This is a genomic window from Lichenicola sp., from assembly GCF_965198575.1.
GTDB lineage: Bacteria > Pseudomonadota > Alphaproteobacteria > Acetobacterales > Acetobacteraceae > Lichenicola.
Genome location: NZ_OZ240671.1, coordinates 92,501 through 112,267 on the forward strand (window position 1 = coordinate 92,501; position 19,767 = coordinate 112,267).

The 19,767-nt window shown below is 67.3% G+C and carries 18 protein-coding genes, 1 tRNA gene, 2 rRNA genes and 1 pseudogene (1 of these 22 running past the window's edge); 13 read left to right on the forward strand and 9 right to left on the reverse strand.

All coding sequences use genetic code 11. The features are described from left to right. From ACOEQ2_RS00610 to tnpC, 4 genes and pseudogenes are all read left to right on the forward strand, one after another. Positions 1 to 1,029, forward strand: a 23S ribosomal RNA gene (locus ACOEQ2_RS00610); it begins 1,714 nt to the left of the window's first position. 138 nt (positions 1,030 to 1,167) lie between these two features. Further along, positions 1,168 to 1,283 (forward strand): 5S ribosomal RNA (gene rrf / locus ACOEQ2_RS00615). 31 nt (positions 1,284 to 1,314) lie between these two features. Next, positions 1,315 to 1,391, forward strand: a tRNA-Met gene (locus ACOEQ2_RS00620). A gap of 324 nt (positions 1,392 to 1,715) precedes the next feature. Further along, a pseudogene (gene tnpC, locus ACOEQ2_RS00625) lies at positions 1,716 to 2,360 on the forward strand (IS66 family transposase); the annotation flags it as partial. A gap of 467 nt (positions 2,361 to 2,827) precedes the next feature. Here tnpC and ACOEQ2_RS00630 read toward each other — a convergent pair. The 5 genes from ACOEQ2_RS00630 to ACOEQ2_RS00650 all read right to left on the reverse strand — a co-directional run bounded on the left by ACOEQ2_RS00630 (position 2,828) and on the right by ACOEQ2_RS00650 (position 6,514). Then, positions 2,828 to 3,037, reverse strand: a complete 210-nt coding sequence (locus ACOEQ2_RS00630) for a hypothetical protein (protein ID WP_419729468.1) — start codon at positions 3,035 to 3,037, stop codon at positions 2,828 to 2,830. Positions 3,038 to 3,262: 225 nt separating this feature from the next. After that, positions 3,263 to 3,769 carry an SCO family protein gene (locus ACOEQ2_RS00635; protein ID WP_419729469.1) on the reverse strand — a complete coding sequence of 169 codons (507 nt, stop codon included), beginning with the start codon at positions 3,767 to 3,769 and terminating at the stop codon, positions 3,263 to 3,265. Positions 3,770 to 4,182: 413 nt separating this feature from the next. Then, the gene (locus ACOEQ2_RS00640) at positions 4,183 to 4,668 is read right to left on the reverse strand and encodes a copper chaperone PCu(A)C (protein WP_419729470.1); all 486 of its coding nucleotides are present in this window, start codon (positions 4,666 to 4,668) and stop codon (positions 4,183 to 4,185) included. Then, positions 4,665 to 5,543, reverse strand: a complete 879-nt coding sequence (locus ACOEQ2_RS00645) for a hypothetical protein (protein WP_419729471.1) — start codon at positions 5,541 to 5,543, stop codon at positions 4,665 to 4,667. The genes ACOEQ2_RS00640 and ACOEQ2_RS00645 overlap by 4 nt, the downstream gene beginning before the upstream one ends. Next, positions 5,540 to 6,514 (reverse strand): ferritin-like domain-containing protein, encoded by a 975-nt coding sequence (locus ACOEQ2_RS00650; RefSeq protein ID WP_419729472.1) that lies wholly within the window; start codon positions 6,512 to 6,514, stop codon positions 5,540 to 5,542. Before ACOEQ2_RS00650 ends, ACOEQ2_RS00645 begins: the two co-directional genes overlap by 4 nt. Before the next feature lie 462 nt (positions 6,515 to 6,976). On the opposite strand from ACOEQ2_RS00650, the gene ACOEQ2_RS00655 reads away from it, so the two are divergent. From ACOEQ2_RS00655 to ACOEQ2_RS00670, 4 genes are all read left to right on the forward strand, one after another. Continuing rightward, a complete protein-coding gene (locus tag ACOEQ2_RS00655; RefSeq protein WP_419729473.1) occupies positions 6,977 to 7,351 on the forward strand; it encodes a hypothetical protein in 375 nt (124 codons plus the stop codon). Between the two features lie 68 nt (positions 7,352 to 7,419). Further along, on the forward strand, positions 7,420 to 8,391 hold the full coding sequence (locus tag ACOEQ2_RS00660) for a hypothetical protein (RefSeq protein ID WP_419729474.1): 972 nt from the start codon (positions 7,420 to 7,422) through the stop codon (positions 8,389 to 8,391). Between the two features lie 33 nt (positions 8,392 to 8,424). Next, positions 8,425 to 8,793: a copper resistance CopC family protein gene (locus tag ACOEQ2_RS00665; protein ID WP_419729475.1), complete on the forward strand. Its 369-nt coding sequence runs from the start codon at positions 8,425 to 8,427 to the stop codon at positions 8,791 to 8,793. A gap of 18 nt (positions 8,794 to 8,811) precedes the next feature. Continuing rightward, a complete protein-coding gene (locus ACOEQ2_RS00670) occupies positions 8,812 to 10,737 on the forward strand; it encodes a CopD family protein (RefSeq protein ID WP_419729476.1) in 1,926 nt (641 codons plus the stop codon). A gap of 103 nt (positions 10,738 to 10,840) precedes the next feature. On the opposite strand, the gene ACOEQ2_RS00675 is transcribed toward ACOEQ2_RS00670, so the two are convergent. Next, positions 10,841 to 11,356 (reverse strand): copper chaperone PCu(A)C, encoded by a 516-nt coding sequence (locus ACOEQ2_RS00675; protein ID WP_419729477.1) that lies wholly within the window; start codon positions 11,354 to 11,356, stop codon positions 10,841 to 10,843. Beyond that, positions 11,353 to 12,009, reverse strand: coding sequence for an SCO family protein (locus ACOEQ2_RS00680; RefSeq protein ID WP_419729478.1), 657 nt, complete (start codon positions 12,007 to 12,009; stop codon positions 11,353 to 11,355). The genes ACOEQ2_RS00675 and ACOEQ2_RS00680 overlap by 4 nt, the downstream gene beginning before the upstream one ends. A gap of 191 nt (positions 12,010 to 12,200) precedes the next feature. On the opposite strand from ACOEQ2_RS00680, the gene ACOEQ2_RS00685 reads away from it, so the two are divergent. Then, positions 12,201 to 13,583 (forward strand): NAD-dependent succinate-semialdehyde dehydrogenase, encoded by a 1,383-nt coding sequence (locus ACOEQ2_RS00685; RefSeq protein WP_419729479.1) that lies wholly within the window; start codon positions 12,201 to 12,203, stop codon positions 13,581 to 13,583. A gap of 150 nt (positions 13,584 to 13,733) precedes the next feature. Next, entirely contained in the window at positions 13,734 to 13,907 is a 174-nt protein-coding gene (locus tag ACOEQ2_RS00690) for a hypothetical protein (protein ID WP_419729480.1), read from the forward strand. A gap of 54 nt (positions 13,908 to 13,961) precedes the next feature. On the opposite strand, the gene ACOEQ2_RS00695 is transcribed toward ACOEQ2_RS00690, so the two are convergent. Beyond that, a complete protein-coding gene (locus ACOEQ2_RS00695) occupies positions 13,962 to 15,560 on the reverse strand; it encodes a glycosyltransferase family 39 protein (protein ID WP_419729481.1) in 1,599 nt (532 codons plus the stop codon). Between the two features lie 97 nt (positions 15,561 to 15,657). Between ACOEQ2_RS00695 and ACOEQ2_RS00700 the strand changes: the two genes are divergently transcribed. Further along, positions 15,658 to 15,942, forward strand: coding sequence for a hypothetical protein (locus ACOEQ2_RS00700; protein ID WP_419729482.1), 285 nt, complete (start codon positions 15,658 to 15,660; stop codon positions 15,940 to 15,942). 48 nt (positions 15,943 to 15,990) lie between these two features. Here ACOEQ2_RS00700 and ACOEQ2_RS00705 read toward each other — a convergent pair whose 3' ends face one another. After that, on the reverse strand, positions 15,991 to 17,310 hold the full coding sequence (locus ACOEQ2_RS00705; protein WP_419729483.1) for a WD40/YVTN/BNR-like repeat-containing protein: 1,320 nt from the start codon (positions 17,308 to 17,310) through the stop codon (positions 15,991 to 15,993). A 127-nt stretch (positions 17,311 to 17,437) separates the two neighbouring features. Here ACOEQ2_RS00705 and ACOEQ2_RS00710 point away from each other — a divergent pair, with 127 nt between their 5' ends. Both ACOEQ2_RS00710 and ACOEQ2_RS00715 read left to right on the forward strand, forming a co-directional pair. Then, a complete protein-coding gene (locus ACOEQ2_RS00710; protein WP_419729484.1) occupies positions 17,438 to 18,796 on the forward strand; it encodes a replication-associated recombination protein A in 1,359 nt (452 codons plus the stop codon). After that, a complete protein-coding gene (locus ACOEQ2_RS00715; protein WP_419729485.1) occupies positions 18,793 to 19,764 on the forward strand; it encodes an RluA family pseudouridine synthase in 972 nt (323 codons plus the stop codon). Before ACOEQ2_RS00710 ends, ACOEQ2_RS00715 begins: the two co-directional genes overlap by 4 nt. Positions 19,765 to 19,767: the final 3 nt, after the last annotated feature.

Sequence of the window (19,767 nt, forward strand, 5' to 3'; positions counted from 1 at the left end):
GGTTAAGAGGAGGTGTGCAAGCACTGAATTGAAGCCCCGGTAAACGGCGGCCGTAACTATAACGGTCCTAAGGTAGCGAAATTCCTTGTCGGGTAAGTTCCGACCTGCACGAATGGCGTAACGACTTCCCCGCTGTCTCCAGCATCGGCTCAGCGAAATTGAATTCCCCGTGAAGATGCGGGGTACCCGCGGTCAGACGGAAAGACCCTATGAACCTTTACTGTAGCTTTGCAGTGGCATCAGGAAAATGCTGTGTAGGATAGGTGGGAGGCTTTGAAGCCGGGGCGCCAGCTCAGGTGGAGCCATCCTTGAAATACCACCCTGAATTTTTCTGATGTCTAACCGCGACCGGTCAGCCCGGTCCGGGACCCTGCATGGTGGGCAGTTTGACTGGGGCGGTCGCCTCCCAAAGTGTAACGGAGGCGCGCGATGGTGGGCTCAGGCCGGTCGGACATCGGCTGCTGAGTGCAATGGCATAAGCCCGCCTGACTGCGAGAGCGACAGTTCGAGCAGAGACGAAAGTCGGCCATAGTGATCCGGTGGTCCCGCGTGGAAGGGCCATCGCTCAACGGATAAAAGGTACTCTAGGGATAACAGGCTGATCTCCCCCAAGAGTCCACATCGACGGGGAGGTTTGGCACCTCGATGTCGGCTCATCACATCCTGGGGCTGGAGCAGGTCCCAAGGGTTCGGCTGTTCGCCGATTAAAGTGGTACGTGAGCTGGGTTTAGAACGTCGTGAGACAGTTCGGTCCCTATCTGCCGTGGGTGTTGGAGACTTGAGAGGAGCTGTCCCTAGTACGAGAGGACCGGGATGGACGCACCTCTGGTGCACCGGTTGTCGCGCCAGCGGCATGGCCGGGTAGCTACGTGCGGACGAGATAATCGCTGAAAGCATCTAAGCGAGAAACTTACCTCAAAACCAGGTCTCCCCGAGGGCCGTGATAGACCATCACGTTGATAGGCCAGATGTATACGCGCAGTAATGCGCTCAGCTAACTGGTCCTAATCGCCCAATAGGCTCAAACCACATCCGGCTCCGTCAAACGAGCCAAAACCACATGCATAGAAATCATCCACAACACCACAACGACACCACACACACATACAAACGCACGCACCAACCCCACACGTCCTACACACCGGCTCACCCGGGTGTGCTGGACGACCTGGTGGCCATGGCGGGGAATGATCCACCCGATCCCATCCCGAACTCGGCCGTGAAAACCCCCAGCGCCTATGATACTGCGTCTTAAGACGCGGGAAAGTCGGTCGCCGCCAGGTCTTCCAACACACCACACAACACCATCACCCACGCGGGGTGGAGCAGCCCGGTAGCTCGTCAGGCTCATAACCTGAAGGTCACAGGTTCAAATCCTGTCCCCGCAACCACCTTCGGCGAACACACACCAAGCTCGAAAGCGGCGTCTCCCGAAAGGGAGACGCCGCTGCTTTGCGTTGTACGCTCCGACGATCTGGCTAGCTGCAGCATCGCAGCTATATTGCCAGCTGCTTCCAGCTTGACGGAGAGCTCGAGCCGACGGGTCTCCAGCGTCGTCAGCTGATCCTGCAGCCCGGCCGCGCGGAAGCCATCCGAGATCGCATCGATCAGTCCCTTGAGCTTGCGCTCGACTTTCAGCAATTCGCTGCCAACCGCGGCGCGTCCGGCTGACGCATCGACCTGGGCATGCTTCCACGCCTCGATGAAGGCGGCCGGTGGACGGCTATGCCGGGTTCGAGGCGTTGGCGGACAAGGGCACCGTCACCCCTGCCGCGTGCTGGGCCCATGCCCGGCGGAAGTTCTTCGAGCTTCACGAGGCGGGCTCGCCGATCGCCACCGAGGCGGTACAGCGGATCGGCGAGCTCTACGAGATCGAGGCGACGATCCGGGGGCGGCCGCCGGACGAGCGGCTACAGGTTCGCCAGAAACACACCAGGCCGCTGGTCGAGGCTCTCCAGGCCTGGCTGAACCTGCAGCTCTCGCGTCTGCCGGGTCGCTCGCGCCTGGCCGAGGCGATCCGCTACGCGCTGGGGTGATGGTCCGCGCTGGCCCGGTTCCTGGATGATGGGCGCATCGACCTGGACACGAACCCGGTCGAGCGGGCGATCCGACCGATTGCCCTGGGCCGTAAGAATAGCTTGTTCGCTGGCAGCGAGGGTGGTGCTGGCCGCTGGGCGATCGTGGCGTCCCTTGGTCGAGACGCCAGGCTCAATGGCCTTGAGCCTTTTGCATGGTTGCGCGACAGCCTGACGATGATGGTCAACGGCCATCAGGCAAGCCCTCTCGATGACCTGCTGCCCTGGTCAGGTCAAGCGGGTTACACCGGAGATCCGCAGCAAGCAGCCGTTGCCGCCTCCTAACGAAGCGCCATCGAGTCAGGCCCTGTAACCTCCAGCCAATTGTCGATCCCTAGATAGGAGGATATCAGTTCGAGCAGGACACTGGAGTTCATGACCGCGGCTTCCGGAAATATCACATTCATTCCGGTGACGCCGCTCTTCCAGGTCAGTCCATCACGAACTTCAACCTGTAATACTCTCTCGCACTTGAACGCCGTTACTACCTGCCAAGGCTCCCCTTGAGCCTATAGCAGCCTTCAATAAAGGGCATGTCGTTCGACATGACCAAATCCCAAGTTATCTCCGCGATCACGATTTTACGGCGACAAGGCGGGATTGACTGGAAGCTTCGCTACAAGACAAGGCGGCGCATCCTTAATGCTCTGGATCCAGCGGTAGCATGTCAAGGTGCTGATGCCGTTCGCTTACGGATAGACCAGAAACGGAAGCGGATGTCAGCGTGTAGTCGTCAACTGCATACGGGCAAGTCAGCTTGTCGAGCGTTGCTTCCGGAACATTGTGGCGGCCCGGGAAAGCGAAACCAATCCGAAGGACGAGAGGACCGAAAGCTTGACCATCTGCCCGCTGCTGGCCTCCCCCGCCAGCCACCGAGGGAAGGTGCCCAACCAAGCCAGCGAGAGCCCGACGATCACTGCGGAGACCGCAAGGAGCATGAACGTCTTCCTGATGATCGACATGACGTGCTCCCTTGGGGTGCGTTGGCATGACACGGACCAGACGCTGCCACACCGGAACGGTCTTGAGAACTCGAACCTTGGAATAAGAATGGGGGCCAGAGCCTCTTCCGCCGATCATCCCCAAGCCTCCGCGTCAACGTGTCGAGATCGATCGCTTACGATGCTGGCTGGATCACTCAACTATAGGTTTCCACCTGATCTTTCCCGATCGGCACACACCCCGCGTCAGCTTCGGCGGTCGGCAGATGCCGGCACGTAGCGGCGGAGTGCTGCCTGCAGGACCGTGCGGCCTGAAGCCGCCGGGAAAGGCGCTATGAATTGCCCGTCGGGCCCAACCAGATAGATCAACGCGCTATGGTCGAAACCGTCCCGGCCGTTGGAGGCATCCGGCTCGACCACGACGTGGAACCGGCGTTCGACGGCCCCCAGTTCGGAAGGCGTTCCGGTCAGGCCGATCAGGGTCGGCGAGAACGCCGCGGTGTAGGCGCGCAGCCGTTGCGGCGTGTCATGCGTGGGGTCGATGGTGATGAAGAGCGGCTGGATCCGCCGTGCGTCCGGATCGACGGTGCCCAGCGCCTCGGACATCTCGGTCAGGGTCTGCGGGCACACGTCGGTGCAATTCGCATAGCCGAAGAAGATCAGCATGTAGCGGCCGCGGAAGCTGTCGCCGTGGCGCGTGCGTCCTTGATCATCGACAAGCGTGAAGGGGCCACCCACGGAGACGGACGACACCGATGCCAGCAGCGATCGGAAGCCGGCAGCACAAGCCAGCAGGACCAATACTCCAAAAATGGCCGCGGCCATCCCCCGGCGGTCGCGCTGACGGATCGCTGCACGTCGCTCGTCGTCGCGTCGCCGGGCCACGCATCTGCCTCCTTCGTCCTTGGCTGGCAGGGGCCTGCGGCTCCGTCCAGCCTGCCGCCATCCTAACCGGCTGCCGCCGACCGAGCCAATTCCGGAGTGCGGGAATACGACGGAGCCCGACGCGCGTGGTCAGGAACAGAGATGCGACCGGACGCGGACTGGTTGCCGGCAGCGCACCCGTATGCTGGTCCGCGCCGTGCCGCAGCCGCCACGAAGGCCCGGCAGCCGACCAGGATCATCGCCCCGGCAGCGGGAGGGCTGCGGGTGCATCGGGGGAGGGTTCAGCGGCCTCTCGCATCGCGAACCGGGAAGAGCTGGCTGAGGCGCTGCCCGTCCTTGAACCTCAGGGTGATGAGGATCCTGCTCCCCGGCTGCATGGAGGCGGCCGCATCCATGCACATCAGGTGATAGCCGCCCGGCGCGAAGGACACGCTGCCATGCGCCGGGATCGTGACCGCATCGACATCCACCATCGCGTCATTGTCGCCGTGGCGCTCGGTGCGGTTCAGCATCAGCATGCCGCAGCCAGGCGAGGACGCACCGATGAGGGTCGCATCCTGGTCGGTCTGGTTCGCCAGCGTGAAGTAGCCGCTTGCCGGCAGGCTGGGCAGGATCGTCCGGATCCACGGGTCGGTCAGCACCAGGGCGGGAGCGACCGCGGTGAGGCTGGACGCGGTACAGATCGGCGCCGGCGCGGCGCTCGCCCGCGACGCAGCCAGCACCAGCATCAGCCCCAGCCCGGCCAGCAGGCTGGAGCCGACTTTCACGGACGCGGTGTGCTGCGCAGATGCGGCCGAGCCCGGTCCCACACCCGAAGGCCCTTGACCGCAAGATCCGCCATTGCAGGCAACAGCCTGGGCTGCATCAGCTCGGGATCGAAGGCGCTCATGCGGCGGGCATTCTCGCGGTAGCAGTCCTCGACGAAGCCGCGGAACGAGAAGCCGTCGAGGAACATGTTGGCCTGGGTGACGGCGAAATCCTTGCCATCATTCGGCTCCTGTCCACGCTTCACCATCCCGAACAGCCGCTTGCCGGCGCGGCTGTAGAACCGGGTCGATTTCAGCGCACGACGGGCAGCGCCGAGGCCACGGCCTTTTTCCCGCCAGGCCATGTAATTGATGAAGAAGACGATGTGCCGCGTCTCCTCGAACATCAGCACGTCGAAGATGTCGAACATGCCCTCCGGCAGGAATTTCGACTCGCGCGCAGTCTTGAAGGCGCCGAAACCAAGGAACGCATCGAGACACTCGCCGAAGCCGAAATCGATGAACGCGGTTTCCAGATCGGCCGGGAACGCCTCCATCGGCTGCTGGTGCGCGTCGATCCCGTAGCGCTCGATCATCACCCGGATCAGGTCGGCGTGGCGGCGTTCCTCGAGGCCCTGCAGCGCCACCGCCTCGCGCACCACAGGGTCCGTCACCTGGGGCGTGAACGCGTCCACGATCGCGCCGGCCCGCCGCTCGGTGTGATAGACCTCTTGCCAGAACGGCACCCCGCGCAGGCGGGCGAGCTCGACCTCCGTCAGTTCCGGCCAGGGCAGGGTTTCCGGGTCATAATCCTGGTAGGTGTCGATGAACTGCTTGCAGAAGAACGCCTTGTGCTCCTCCGAACCGGCCTTGAGCCGGGGCGTCACGGCGTTCATGCCGGCACCGCCTGGCTCGAGGACCGGCGTTTCCGCCGCATGAAGCGCAGCGCGAACCGCACCAGGCTCGGCATCGTGGTCGGGCGCAACAGCCGGCGGTCGTAGCCGGCGAAACGGCGGTCATTCTCGGACAGGCACAGCGCCATCAGCTCGGGCACGCTCATCTCCACGTCTGCCACCGCCTTCGTCCCGTTGACGGTGAAGTTGTTGTCCTGGGCAACTTCCTTGCCGTCCGCGTCCATCGACTTGGCCAACCCGATGCGCTCCCAGCCGAGAAACACCCAGACTGCCGCCACACGCAACTCGAACCACGGCCGCCGCCAGATCGGCATGGTGCGGCGATGCCAGGCGAGCCAGTTCGCGAACAGCAGGATGTGCCGGCACTCCTCCTGCATCACCGGCTCGAAGGTGTCGATCAGCTCGGGCGGGAAGATGCCGGAGCGGTGCGCCATCGCGAACAGCCCGAACGCGAAGAAGCTGTCGATGCACTCAGAAAAGCCGGTGACCATGTAGGCCCATTCCGGATCGCGCGGCTCGATATAGGGCGGCTCCGGGGCAAGCGGGATGTCGTAGGCCGCGACCAGCTTGGACAACACCTCCTTGTGGCGGTTCTCCTCCCAGCCGTTGCGGGCGATGGTGTCGCGCATCTCAGGATCGCGGATGGTGGCGGCGTAGGCGGCCATGCGCATCCGTGCCTTGCCTTCGGTCTGCACCGCGATATCCCAGATCGGCAGGGCGACGATGCGGGCGAGGGTGGCCTGATCCAGCTTCGGCCAGTCGATCACAGACGGCTTGTACGGATTGAAGGTCTCGTGGAACATCCGGCACATCGCCTGCTTGTGCGCCTCGCTGCCCGGCACGAGCCGGCCCTGATGCGGGCTGCTCCAGTGCCGCGCCACGGCATCGGCCTGCCGGATGGTGGCGGCATCGACACCACGAGGCGAGATGGTGACGGGATCTGCTGTCGTCATGCTGGAAGTCCTCGAAGGCAGGGACGTATTTTCCACAATGTCGTGGCATGCGGCAACGCCGCGACAGGGGTGGCGGATTGCGCCGCAGGCGGGGCGTGTCGCCGCCCGTGTGGTCCAAACGCGGCCGATGGCGCACGCGTCGCAGCCGATGCCGCGAGCCTCCCGCCGTCCGGCTCGCCGCTCACCCGTGGGCTCCGGTCGGAAGGCGCCATCACCGTGACCGCCGCCCGGATCGGTCGGAGCCTCGAGCGGACGAACTCATCGGGACAAGGGATGCTCACAAGAGGAGCATAGGACAACACCGAGCCCCCGAAAATCCACCGGATGGTCCCGCGGCCAGGCGGCCAGGCAGGCGCCCGGTCACGCTTGCGGCATGCGATGCGCCGTGGCGCCGGGCCGATCCGGGTTGGCACGCTGATGCGTTCTGGTATCGTCCGCGCGATGTCGTCCGACGCCCCCTCCATGCGCGTTTCAGTGCCGTTGCTGCGGGCGCTGTTCGCGGTGGTGGCACTTGTCGGCCAGCTCGCCGTCAGTTCGCTGGTGTTGCCGGACCGCTCGGATGCCGCCGCCCTGTCGCGTGTCGATGCTGCGACAGTGCTCTGCATGAGCGGGACGACGACCCAGACGCCTCCGGCGCACCGGCACCACCCGCTGCACGCTGCACGACCGCTGGACCTGGCGCTCGAGCTCCCGGCGGTCATCCTGCTTCCCGGTAGCGGACTGCCACCGCCACGCCTGCCGATCGGCGGCGAAAGGATCTTGCTGCCACCGGCGCGTGCCCCGCCCGCCGCCACCGCATGGGCATGGCGTGCCCGGGACCCTCCCGACCTGGCCTGAGAACGACGATCCGGCGCCGGCATCATGCCCGGCGCCTCGGCTTTTCTCCCGCCAGGATTCTCCCCCTGATGAACCGAGTTCTTGCTGCAGCGACCTTCGGCTGTGCCGGGTTGCTGGCCCTGTCCCCTGACGCGTGGGCGCATGTCGTCGCCGGCGCACGCGTATTTCCCGTCACCCTGACCTTCGACGACCCGGGGGTCGGCGACGAGATTTCGGCCCCGGCCTTCACCTTCTCCCGGAGCGGCGCCGATGGCGGCACCGGCCCGTCGCACGAGTTCGATTACGGCTTCGAGTTCGACAAGACGATCACCGAGAACACCGCGCTGATCCTCAATGACGGCTACGACGTGATCCAGACCAACGGCTCGAAGACCGAGGCCGGGTTCGAGAATTTGTTCATCACCGGCAAGTGGCAGGCGATCACCAATGCCGACCACGAGCTCGTCGTTTCGCTCGGCATCACCCGTGAGCTCGGCGGATCCGGCACCGTCCATATCGGCGCCGACCATTACGGCTCGACCACGCCGAATTTCTATTTCGGCAAGGGCTTCGGCGATCTGCCCGGGAGCGTCCTGAAGCCGTTCGCGGTGACCGGCGAGCTGTCCTACACGATCGCCGACAAGGGGCTGAAGGTATCCACGCCCGTGAACCCGAACGCCGACGCGGCCTCCAGTGCGGGCGTGGTCAGCCAGTTCAACACCGGCAACAACAACGCCTGGTCCGGCTCGCTCTCGCTCCAGTACAGCATCCCGTACCTGCAAACGCAGGTGCACGATTACAAATTGCCGGGCTTCCTCGCCAACATGATCCCGGTGGTCGAGCTGGACTGGACCTCGCCCGCCTCCTCGCCCAGCACCCAGGGCACCACATGGACGGTGGCGCCGGGGGTGATCTACCTGGCGGGCTGGGGCGAACTCGGCGTCGAGGCGCTGATCCCGGTGAACAAGGCGGCCGGCACCAATGTCGGCGCCGTCGCCCTGGTGCATGTCTTCCTCGACGACCTGCTGCCGCACAGCCTCGGCAAGCCGATCTTCGACTGATCCATGAGTTCCTGCATCCCTGAGGACATCGTCATGAGCAAGCGTCCCGGCACGGCCAGCATGTTGTGCGCCGTCGTCATCATCGCGGCGCCATTGGCCGCCTCCGCCCACGCCTTCCCGACGACCGCGACGCCGGCCGTCGGCAGCACCATCAGGACCGCGCCCACCGAGGTCCTGATCAACTTCACCGAAGCTGTCGAGCCGAAATTCAGCCGCATCACCGTCACCGATGCGCAGGGCGCGCGGGTCGATGACGGCCAGGTGCATCTGCAGCAGGGCGACACCCACCTGGCGGTCGGGCTGAAGCCGCTGGCGCCCGGGCGCTACGAGGTGAGCTGGCACGTGACCGCCACCGATACCCATCACACCCAGGGCACGTTCGCCTTCACCGTGGCACCCTGATGGTCGCAGCCCGCGCCCGTGTTTGACGGCGCCGCGCCGAGCTTCGAGATCACCGGCGGGGGCTGGCTCGCGGTGGTCCGGGGGCTGTTCGACGCCGCATTGTTCTCGGCGTTCGGGGCGCTGCTGTTCTGGACGCTGGTGCTCAGGCGGGCCCGTTCGTTGACGCCGCCCGAGGCGCAGGCAGCACTCGACCGCCGCATGCTCGCGCTGATCCGGGCAAGCCTGGCCCTGGCGCTGCTGGCAGGTGCCGGCTGGCTGGTGATCCAGGCCGGGCTGATGGCCGATGCGGACAGCCTCGGCCAGACGGTCGATGCGGTGCCGACGGTCCTGGTCTCGACCAGCTTCGGCCATATCCTCGCGTTGCAGGCGGCGGCTCTCGTGGCGGCGTTGTCCACGCTCGGTCGCGGGGATGCGCCGATCCGGCGGACGGTTGCACTGATCCTGGCGACCGCGGCGCTGCTGCTGCAGGCCGGACATGGTCACGCGATGTCGATGGAGCACGGCCCGAGCCTGCTGCTGCTGTCGAACGCGATGCATCTGCTGGCCGGCGGGGCGTGGCTCGGCGGGCTGCTGCCGTTCCTGCTCGCGGTCAGGATCACGCCACCACGCGCCGGCGCCACCGCCGCACGCTCGTTCTCGGTCCTGGGGAAATGGTGCGTCGGTCTGGTGGCGATCACCGCCGGCTTCCAGGCCTGGGTGCTGGTCGGCTCGATCCCGGCGCTGCTCGGTACCGCCTATGGCTGGATCGCCTGCATCAAGCTGCTGATCTTCGGAGCACTGCTCGGGTTCGCGTGCCTCAACCGCTACCGGTTGGCACCGGCACTGATGGCAGGCGACCCGGAGCAGGCGCGACGGCGACTGGTTGCCAGCGTCGGCGTGCAGAGCGGCTTCGGCCTGGCCGTGCTGCTGGCCGCGGGCGTGCTGTCCAGCCTGGCGCCGGGGATGCACGAGCAGCCGGTCTGGCCGTTCAGCCGGCAGTTCAGCCTGCTGAGGGTCGATGCCGATGCCAGACTCGCCCGCGAGGTCTGGCGCGCCGTCATCGCACTTGCGGCGGCCATCATTCTTGCGGTGGTGGCGCTGCTCGGGGCAGGGTGGCGACGGGCGGCGGTGCAGTTTGCCGCCCTGGTGATCACGGTGCTGGCAGTGCCGGGGCTCGGCCCGCTCTTCATACCGGCATCACCCACCAGCTTCTACCATTCGCCAACCGGCTTCTCGGCCCCAAGCATCGTGCAGGGTGCCGGCCTTTACCGCCAGGCGTGCGAGTCATGCCACGGCGACGGCGGCTATGGCGGCAGCGAACCGGTCCCGGCGCCGCCGACGGCCGCCGACCTGAACACCAGCCACCTCTGGACCTACACCGACGGCGCGCTGTTCTGGGTGCTGACGCACGGGATCGCGGCACCCGATGGCGGGATGGCGATGCCCGGCTTCGCGTCACGATCGCCCGACGATCGCTGGGCGCTGATCGACTTCATCCGGGCGCGAAACATCGGGTCAGCCCGGCGCGCCGCGGGGCGCAGGCCGATGCCGGTGCGGGCGCCGTCATGGCAGGCGACGTGTGCCGGAGGTGCCGTGAAGACGCTCTCCGACCTGCGCGGCACGATCGTGCGACTGGTCATCGGGCAGGCGCCGGATGTCACCGCGGCGGGGCTGGTGACGGTCCGGGTGACCTCCGACCCGGCGGCGCGTCCCGACGCCACCACCTGCATCGCCGACGACGAGACCATCCTGCAGGCCTACGCCATCCTTCTCGGCGTCAATCGGACCACGCTCCCGGGGACTCAGTTCCTGATCGACGCACGGGGATCGTTGCGCGAGATGCTGCCCCCGGAGAGCCCGCCCGGAGACCTGGTTGCGCGGACGAAAGCCGCGATCGACACCATCCGGCAGCAACCGCTGCCCGCTCCGGATCCGCCGGGCGGGATGGGTCACATGCCGATGTGAGACCAGGGCGTTCCCGATCGCGATTGTCCGGAAGAAACCGCTGGCTCATCGGTCCGGCCAGCATCCCTATCCGATCGGTAAGCACGGCCGATCGGATGACGCTCTAGCCGCCGTGCGTGATCGGCATGCGCATGTTCATGTTCATGCCCGGCGACATCCCCGGCGCCGGCGTCGACGCGGCCGGGCTCATGGCGCCCGGTCCGGCGACACGCACGGTGGTGGTGACCGCGCCGGCATGACGGAACCGCACGGTGATCGGGAAGGTCTCGCCGCGATGCAGCGGGTGGGCCATGCCGGTCAGCATGATGTGGATGCCGTTCGGGTCGAGCTGGATGGTCTGTCCGGCCTGGATCGGCAGGTGGGCGACCGGGCGCATCTGCATGACGTTGCCGGTCATCGTCATCGTGTGCAGCTGCACCGTGCTGGCGATCGGCGTTGCGACGCCCAATACATCGTCCGCGGCGCCGTGGTTGACGATGGTCAAATAGACGCCGCCGGTGTCCGTCGACATCGTCGCGCGGGACCACGCGTCCTGCACGGAAACTCCCGGCGCATCCGCGAGTGCTGCGGGGGACAGGAGAAGGCCGGTCAGCAGAACGGCAGCACGTGTCCGGTTCATGCAGGCGACCTGGTCGCGTTCATGGCGCTGGTGATCGAGGCTGCCATCTGCGGGGCTTTCCTGCTGGCATCGATGGTTGCGGCGATCCGGCCGTCCGGCGCCACCAGATAGACCACCGAGGTGTGATCCATGGAGTAGTCGCTGCCGGTCGGGCTGTCGCGATGCGGCGCGTAATAGATGTCGTATTCCTTCGCCGCCTGCGCGATCTGCGACGAGGTTCCGGTCAGCCCGACCAGTCGCGGCCAGAACATCTGCGCATACTCGGCGACCACCTTGGAGGTGTCGCGGGCCGGATCGATGGTGATGAACAGCGGCTGCACCCGGTCGGCCGTCTTGCCGATGCTGTCGAGCGCGCCGCCGATATTGGCGAGCGTGGTCGGGCAGACCGACGGGCAGTGGGTGTAGCCGAAATAGATCAGCAGGAACTTGCCGGGCCAGCTTCGGTCCGTGACCACCTGGCCGGACCCGTCCCGCAATTCGAAGGGGCCACCCACCGCCGCCTCCATCGCCATCGGCGGCAGCGGCGTTTCGAGATAGGGTATGGTGACGCACAGTCCCAGGATCACGAGGATGATGGGGATGAACACGAGCAGCAGGCTCGGCGCCGGGATGCCCCTGTTGACGGGCTTGGTCCGGCTGTCGCTTCGGGGCACGTGGGTGACCTTTCGGGCGGGTGATGGCAATCGCCCCGGCAGCCGGAGCAGGTAGAGCGCGTGGTCGTCAAGCTGGTGAGGCGCATGCCTGAAGCCCAGCGTCGGACACGTCCATTTGCATCGCCGACGCTTCTGCGTGAACGCAGACGTGCGTCGGACGTCAGACGTCGTTAAACAAGGAGACGCCTTGCATGTCGGATCAGGCTGCGATCTCGCGCAATCCCGCCACGGGCGAGGACATCCAGCGCTTCGCGTTCCAGGATGTCGCGGCGGTTGGACAATTGCTCGCGGATGCCGATCGCGCGTTTCGCGCGTGGCGCGACGTGCCGGTCGGGCGACGGGCGGCGGTGTATGGCCGGCTGGCCGCGATCATGCGCGAGCGCCGCGACGCGGTGGCCGCGGTGATCACCGCCGAGATGGGCAAGACGCTTAAGGAGGCGGCGGCCGAAATCGAGAAATGTGCCGCCACCGCCGCGTGGTTCGGCGAGCATGGTCCGGCGATGCTGGCGGACGAGCCGGTCGGCGTCGAGGGCGACGACCAGGTGCATGTCTCGTACCTGCCGATCGGCACCGTGCTCGGCATCATGCCGTGGAATTTCCCGTTCTGGCAGACGATCCGCGCGGCAGTGCCGATCATGTTGTCCGGGAACGGCTTCATGCTGAAGCACGCGCCCAACGTCATGGCTTGCGCATACCTCATGCAGGAGATGTGGGAGCAGGCGGGCCTGCCGCACGGGGTGTTCTCGGTTCTGAACGTCGGCACGGACGCGATCGAGGCTGTCATCGCCGACCGGCGGATCGCGGCCGTGACACTCACCGGCAGCATGCGCGCCGGTGCCGCGGTGGCTGCGATCGCCGGGAAGCACCTCAAGAAATCGGTGCTCGAGCTCGGCGGCGCCGACCCGTTCATCGTACTGGCGGACGCCGATATCGAGCAGGCGGTGAAATTCGCCATCGCCGGGCGCTTCGCCAATGCCGGCCAGGTGTGCCTGGCGGCGAAGCGGCTGATCCTCGAGGCGCCGATCGCCGAGCGGTTCACCACGCTGTTCCTGGACGCCGTGCGTGGGATCAAGGCCGGCGACCCGACCGACGAGGCCAGCACGATCGGCCCGATCGCCCGCGCCGACCTTCGCGACGGCGTGCACGACCAGGTGGCGCGATCGGTGGCGGCGGGGGCCCGGCTGCTGGCGGGCGGACACATGATCGACGGGCCGGGTTTCTTCTACGAGCCGACGGTGCTGGGTGACGTGACGCCGGGGATGGCCGCGTTCGACGAGGAGGTGTTCGGGCCGGTGGCCGCCCTGGTGCTGGCACGCGACACCGAGCACGCGATCGAGCTTGCCAACGCCAGCGACTACGGCCTGAGCGGCAACCTCTGGACGGCGGATACCGGGAAGGCGGCGCGGATCGCCAGGCGGCTCGAGACCGGCGGCGTGTTCATCAACGGCTTCACCGCGTCCAACCCGCGCACACCGGTGGGTGGGGTCAAGAACAGCGGCTATGGGCGCGAGCTCTCGCACTTCGGCATCCGGGAGTTCGTCAACGCGCAGACCGTGTGGACGCGGGCAGGTTGACACCGACGCATCGGGACATCCGAGCCGGGCGGTGATGTTCTGCAATGGACAAAGCGTCATAAAATCGTTATACGGCAAAGCCTGGACGTCATCGAGGACGAGAAGCTGGCCAAGCCACAAAGCGTCATCATCACGCCGGCACCTGGGGCGGTGTTCCTGCGGACCAACGGCCCGTGCATCGAGATGACCCCCGGCGAGGCGATCATGCTCCGCGACGTGCTCGACCGGTCCATCCGGGTGGCCCTGGCCGCCGGGCACGATGGCGGTGGACCGCTGATGCGGCTTGATGCGCCGGTCGAGCCAGACCCGCTGCGGCCGGCCTGACCGGGCCGCCGGCCGCTCGATCGCTGCAGACGGCTAGCCCGAACGCTTTACGCCTCAGGTCCCGTCGGGGGCGAACAGCAGCATGGTGATGTCGATCCCGACCTGATGCGCCGACGCGACCGGGCCGAGTGGCGCCAGCGTCTCCAGGAAGCTGCCCAGCTGGTAGGGATCGTTCTGGCCGACCGTGCCGTGCACCGCCCAGACACGCGCCCCGGCAGCGTGACGCGCCTTGGCCTCCGCGACATCGGTGGTCCAATCGCCCGGCTTCAGCGCATGGCCGGTGCGGGCGAGATACACGTTCATCATGTTCACCGTGCCGGGATCGTCGGTGATCAGCAGGTCGCCATCCTGGCGGTCCTGCAGCAGTTCCGCGGCAGCCTGGTTCCACAGCGGCTTGGTCTCGGTCTGGTAGTACGGCAGCAGGTTCACCACGCCGAGCACCGCGAGCAGCGCCAGTCCAGGCGTGCGCAGGCGCTCCGGCAGCCGGACCAGCCCGAGCCCGGCCAGCAGGAAGAACACCGGACCGCTCCAGAGCAGGTAGCGCGGCATCCAGATCGAGGAGACCACGGCGGACGCGGCCAGGCCGATCGGCAAGGTGAACAGGCCGATCGCGATCACGCCACCGACCAGTCCACGCCGGACGCCGGAGACGAGGCCGGTCAGCGCCAGCGCCGCCACGATCCAGCCGAACCATTGCAGCCCGAGCATGCCGAGGTGGCTCGGGAAGATCCGGAACGCGATCAGGCTGGAGATCCGCATCAGATACACGGTCTGCAGCGTGGTCCAGACGTTGCGCAGGCTGAGCGGCGGCACCCAGTCGAGGCCGGAACCCATGTTGCCGTGGGTGAACACCACCATGCCGGCGAGGAACGGCAGGTATACCGACAGCACCAGCAGCTGCACGACGATCCAGTTGCGCACGAAGCTCCGGCGCACCGAGGCCGAGCGGAATGCGATGAAGGCGGCTCCGAGGTTGGCGGCGAGGAACCAGAAATTGGCAACGCTGAGGGTGTCGAGCGCGCCCGCGGTGCCGATCCCGTAGAGCAACCAGGCGGTCCGTGCCGGTCCCCGACGACGCAAAGGTTCCGCCGCGGCAACCGGATCGCGCGCGAGCAACGCCAGCCCCCATAGCCCGAGCAGGATCAGCGTCGTCACCAGCGTGTAGGAGCGCGCCTCCTGGCCGTACTGCACCTGGAACGGGGCGAGCGCCAGCAGCAGGGAGGCGGCCAGGCCACTGCGCCAGTCGCCGAGACTGCGGCCGAGCAGGAACAGCACGCCGCAGGATGCCGCGCCGAAGACCGCCGCCGGAAGCCGCATGACGCTCTCATTGAGTCCGAACGGCACGAACCAGGAGGTGACCACGAAATACAGCGGCAGATGGTGGAACGACAGGGAGTCGCGCACCAAGGCTCCCAGCCCGAGCGAGGACCGTCGCAGGGTGGTGATCTCGTCCATCCAGTACGGCTTGCCATCCAGCCCATACAGCCGGGCCACCAGGGCCACCAGGCAGACCAGCACGAGCGGCAGCACCAGCTCGAGGTGACGCCAGACCGGTGCGGCCAGGGTGGGCGGGAAAGCCGTTGCTTGATTGGGTGCCGGGACCCGGTGCGGGCCCGGGCGGAGCGATGTCGGTCGCGGAACGGTGAGGCTCAACGTGTGTTCCAGCTCGTGTTGGCGAGGCAAGGATGCGGCCGCGATTGGGGCGGCAGCAAGGCGGGACCAATTATCCTCGCAAGGGAGTAACCGGATCATGACCGACCAAATCCGCAGAAGCGGCCATGCGGCAAGTCGCCGGGCGCAGGGCAGGGCTGCGAGACGCCTGGTGCGCAGCCTGCTGGCGCTCGGTTCGGCCGGGCTGATGCTTGGCGGATGCGTGGTCGAGGTCCCCGCAACCGGCAGCGCGGGCGCGGCACCGGGCTACGGCTACACCTGCTACGCCGGCGTCTATGTCTGCCAGACGCCGCAACAGCTGGCGGTCAATTCACCGTGCAGCTGCCCCGGGCTCGGTGCTCCGTCATACGGGCGGGTCCATTAAGCGGCCGAGTCGATTTCGGCATGCGGCCGGAGCGTCTAGCCCGGAGCCTCAGGGCGAGGCCGGCGCCGGTGCGGGTGGGGCCGGGATGCGCACCACGCCGCCGGGGCCGGCCAGGATCAGCGACCGGTCCATCGCCTCCACCATCGCCAGGATCGGGAAGGTCGCCCCGACCGGCCCCGCGACCAGCCGCGCATCCTCCGGCTTGCCGTGGATCCACCAGGTGGCGCCCGAGGTATCGGCGAGCAGCACGCTGCCGTCCTGGCGTTGCAAGCCGGCGGTCAGGGTGTTGGTGGAGGGATCGATGATCCGGCGCCAGGCGAGCTCGTGCCCCGGCTGCCAGTCGCCTGCGAGATCGGCGCTGTAGACATGGCCCTGCTGGCCGAAGATCACGACACCCTGGGCACCGCCGTCGATCACGCCGAACCATGTCCCGTCGAACGGTGATTTCAGCGCCCGCAGCCCGTCCTCCGGGCGCCCCGCCAGCAGCAGCCCGCGCTCCCCATCGATCACCGTGATGCCGTGCAGCTGGGCGATGCCGTAGGTCGGCAGGCCATCGGGATTGTCGATCGCATCCGACCAGGGGCGCCAGTTGCGGCCGCCGTCATCGGTCTCGACCGACAGGTTGTCGCTGCCGACCAGCCGGGTGATGCCGGTGCTGGCGGCCTGAACGAGCAGGAACGGGCGGCTCTTGTCCCGGGCGATCAGCTTCTGCGCGGCATCGATCTTCCTGGAGCGCACGCTGTCGGCGGCATTGGCGGCGCGTGCGGCAGCCAGCGTCGCCTGTGCCGCCCTCATGCCGTCATACACCAGCGTCCAGTGTTCGCCGCCATCGAGCGTGTGCAGGACGGCGCCGGAATGGCCGATCGCCCAGCCGGTGGTGTCGCTGGTGAAGCTGATCCCGGTGATGGTGGTGCTGACCGGCAGGCCGACCTGGTGCCAGGTCGCGCCGTTGTCGTCGGACAGGATGATCACGCCATTCAGCCCACCTGCGATCAGCCGGCGACCGGCGACGGCCACGCTCTCCATCGGCATGTGATCCGGATGCTCGACCATGCGTGCCGGCGTGACGAGCGGATCCTCGGACGGCGCGAGCGGCGTGGCGGCGGACGGCGACCCGGCGGCCGGGACAGGGATCTGCGCCGGGGCGGCCGGCGCCGTGGATGCGGGCGCAGGCGCGGGAGCGACCGCATGCAGCGTCCGCGGCGACACCGTCATTGCCGGAGGGTGCTCGTGCCCGCCATGCGGGACGGGAAGGACCTGGGCTGCCGCGCCGGTCGGTCGCCCGCACAGGCCGATACCCAGGCCGAGCAACGCCACCAGGGCGGCGCCCACGCGACGAGACGGCAACAGATCCTGCGGGTTCGGCATGCATCTCTCCTTCGAGGCGGTGCGAGTACTGCGGCGGCACCCCCGGCGAGTCCACGGGGGCAAGTCCATGGGTGCGAGTTCCCGGGTGCGAGTTCCGGGCCGGCGCCGCACGCTCTATGATAGCCGCATGAAGCAGACCCGTGACAAAGCCGCACCGGTATCCGACCTGTTCGGGGATGACGATGGCCCGAGCCCGGTGGATACGTCACCCGCCGCCGCCACGCGACCGCTTGCCGACCGTCTTCGTCCGGCAACCCTGGACGAGGTGGTGGGGCAGCCGCATCTGCTCGGACCGGAAGGCACGCTCAGGCGGATGCTCGAGCGCGGCTCGCTCGCCAGCCTGATCCTGTGGGGCGGTCCCGGCGTCGGCAAGACCACCATCGCGCGTCTGCTCGCCGAGCGGGCGGGGCTGCGCTTCACCCAGCTCTCGGCGGTGTTTTCGGGAGTGGCCGACCTCAAGCGCGCGTTCGACGAGGCGGCGCGTCGGCTGGCGGCATCCGGCGAGGCGACGCTGCTGTTCGTCGACGAGATCCACCGCTTCAACCGTGTCCAGCAGGACGGTTTCCTGCCCGTCGTGGAGAACGGGACCGTCGTGCTGGTCGGAGCGACCACCGAGAATCCCTCCTTCGCGCTGAACGGTGCGCTGTTGTCGCGCTGCCAGGTGCTGGTGCTGCGCCGGCTGGATGACGACGCGCTGGAGGCGCTGCTCGGCCGCGCCGAACATGAAGCCGGCCATCCTCTGCCGCTCACGAGCGATGGCCGGGGGACGCTCAGGGCAATGGCGGACGGCGACGGGCGTTACCTTTTGAACATGGTCGAGCAGCTGCTCAGCCTCGAGGATCCGACCCGGCTGGACCCGGCGGCGCTGTCGACGCTGCTGGCGAAGCGTGCGGCGCTGTACGACAAGGATCGCGAGGAGCACTACAATCTCATCTCGGCGCTGCACAAATCGCTGCGCGGCTCGGATCCGGATGCGGCGCTATACTGGTTCGCCCGCATGCTGACCGGCGGCGAGGATCCGCGCTACATCGCCCGCCGGCTGACCCGCTTCGCCGTCGAGGATATCGGCATCGCCGATCCGCACGCCCAGCTGCAGGCGATCGCCGCCTGGGAGACCTACGAGCGGCTGGGCAGTCCCGAGGGCGAGCTCGCATTGGCGCAACTGGTCGTCTATCTCGGCACCGCACCGAAATCGAACGCCGTGTACAAGGCGTATGGTGCGGCGATGCGAGCGGCGAAGGCGACCGGCAGCCTGGCGCCCCCGGCGCATATCCTGAACGCGCCGACCAAGCTGATGAAGGAGATCGGCTACGGCCAGGGCTACGCCTACGACCACGACACCGAGGAGGGTTTCTCCGGCCAGAACTACTTCCCGGACGGCATGAAGCGCGAGCGGTTCTACAATCCGACCGGGCGCGGCTACGAGCGCGAGGTGACGCGAAGACTGGACACCTGGGCGCGACTGCGGGAGAGCCCTCCGGAATGAGCGTCGTCAATCTTCCCGTCACCGAGGACGAAGCCGAGATCCGCCTGGATCGCTGGTTCCGTCGTCACTATCCGCATCTCACGCAGGGGGCGCTGCAGAAGCTGTGCCGCACCGGCCAGGTCAAGGTGGACGGCAAGCGCTGTGAGACCTCGACCAGGCTGATGCCGGGCCAGGTCGTGCGCGTGCCGCCGATCCCGAACGCCTCGAAGCCGGCGCCGATCGTCACCACGGTGAACCCGCAGGACGCCCGCGAGCTCGAGCGCATGGTGGTCTATCGCGACGACCAGGTGATCGTGCTGAACAAGCCGTGGGGGCTGCCGGTGCAGGGCGGTCCGGGCATCACCCGCCATGTCGACGGCATGCTGGACGCGCTGCGTGACGGCTCCGAGCACCGGCCGCGGCTGGTGCACCGGATCGATCGCGACACCTCCGGGCTGCTGCTGCTGGCCCGCACGCCAGGCACCGCGGCCAAGCTGGCAGCGTCGTTCCGCACTCGCGATGTCCGCAAGCTGTACTGGGCGGTGGTGGCGGGTCGTCCGAGCCCGACCGAGGGGGTGATCGACATGCCGCTGGCGAGGCTGGGTGCCGGGCCGGGCGCACTCACGATTGCCGCCGACCGCGGCGAGGAGGATGCCGCGTACGCGATCACCGAGTACGTCGTGCGTGACGCGGCGGCGCGGAAAATGTCCTGGCTCGAACTGCTGCCGCTGACCGGGCGGACGCACCAGCTTCGCGTGCATTGCGAGGCGCTGGGCACGCCGATCCTGGGCGATCCGAAATACGGCGGCGAGGCGGCGCATCTCGACGGCTTCGAGGACAAGCTGCACCTGCATGCGCGCACCCTGGACCTGCCGCATCCTGCAGGCGGGCGGCTGATCGTGCATGCCGACCTGTCGCCGCACATGCGCGAGACCTTCCGCACCCTCGGTTTCGAGGCGGGCGGGACCCCGGCAGCGAGGCGGAGCTAGACG